This window comes from Paenibacillus phyllosphaerae (assembly GCF_014192105.1).
Classification (GTDB): domain Bacteria; phylum Bacillota; class Bacilli; order Paenibacillales; family Paenibacillaceae; genus Paenibacillus_Z; species Paenibacillus_Z phyllosphaerae.
In genome coordinates this window covers 1-1,525 of sequence record NZ_JACHXK010000052.1, presented here as the reverse complement: position 1 = coordinate 1,525, position 1,525 = coordinate 1, and the positions used below count along the sequence as shown (strand labels likewise).

Genomic DNA, 1,525 nt, shown 5'->3' with positions numbered 1-1,525 from the left:
GGGTTTCTCTTTTGCTTTCTCGAGTTGTTTTTGAGGTGGTTTAGGAAGGCTCACGCCTCCTTCGCCTTCCTATCCAGGTGGAAGGCGATCTTCTTCATGTTCTGAACCGCTGCGGTCATGAGCGCTTGCTCAGTCACATTCCGCAGCCCCCGTAAACGGCAATAGCGAAACCCGTGGAGCTGTTTGGCATCCGCGAAGCTTCGCTCAATTGTTTCTTTTCGTTTTCGGTAAAGCCGTTTGCCGGACTTGCTTAATCGGTTCATCCGAACCTGTTCCTTGCTGTCTTCCCAAACATGCCGTGTTACGACCTTGCGGTGGTTGCGAGATCGCGTGCATTTCTCCAGCATGGGACAGACTGCGCAGACTTTCGGATCTGAAGCATAATGCCGGTAACCATGGCGATCCGTCGTCCGATAGGGTAGTACTTGTTTTTGCGGGCATACATAAACATCTTGCTCCGCGTCGTATTTGAACTCCCACTTGTGAAACAAGCCTTGCGTAGGATGAAAACGTCGATGTGCAATAACGCCAAAAATTTTGCGGTCCTGAAGACCTTTACAGATCGGGTTTGTTAAGTAACCGGAATCTAAAGCAACAGCTTCAACTTCAAATCCAAAACGTTCGCGCTGACGATCAAGCCGAGACAGATAGGGTACGGAATCATGGACATTGCCGGCGGTGACAAAGACATCCGTGATGAGGTTGTACTTCACATCCACGGTTCGGTGATCCAAATAGAAGAAACCCTCAGGCTTCCCCTCTCGCACCATATAGCCGCTATCAGGATCAGTTGTACTGACCTTCACTTCTTTGTCTTCGTTCACCTCCTCTCGTGGTTTTAAAGCTTTTTTCCTTTTTCCTTACGTTCTGCCTCGACGGCAGCGTTTAAGTCATCCAGGTAATCGCGTGTATTCTGCTTCACCTGTTCCCTCGTGAATTTATGCTTGTTTGCGTTCGCCTTCAAATGTGTGGAGTCCGACACCAAAACGCGACCGCCAACCATGCGATGAGAGATGGCCTGCAATACAATCTCATCAAAGATATCTTGAAAGACAGTCGTATCCTTAAACCGAGTACGACGGTTCCAGCTAATCGTTGTATGGTCGGGAACGCGATCAGATAGACCTAAACCTAGAAACCAACGGTAAGCTAAATTGGTTTGGACTTCACGCTCGAGCTGACGCTCAGAACGAATCCCGTAAAAGTAGCCCAGGAAGATCATTTTGAAGAGAACAAGGGGATCAATAGCCGGGCGGCCGTTATCTTGCGAGTAAAGATGACGAACCTTTTCATCGATAAAAGAAAAATCAATGTACTTGTCGATCTTACGAAGCATATGATCAGCCGGTACCAAATCTTCAATGGATACCAGTTCATAGTTTTGTTGTTTGTCTCGGTTAGAACGCAACATTCGCGACACCTGCCGTTCATATTAATGGTTACTTCCATTATACAACATTAACGCGGTGTCGTGTTAAATTCATTGAGCATAAGAAAGGCTGTCGAGACTTTCTCGACAGCCTGA

The 1,525-nt window shown here is 47.4% G+C and carries 1 protein-coding gene; it reads right to left on the bottom strand.

What is annotated here, in order from left to right; translation table 11 throughout:
- Positions 1-50: 50 nt before the first annotated feature.
- A protein-coding gene (locus FHS18_RS33985; RefSeq protein ID WP_183604812.1) for an IS1182 family transposase occupies positions 51-1,411 on the bottom strand; the annotation gives its coding sequence in 2 pieces (ribosomal slippage) (positions 51-844 and positions 844-1,411; 1,362 coding nt in all).
- Positions 1,412-1,525 lie beyond the last annotated feature (114 nt).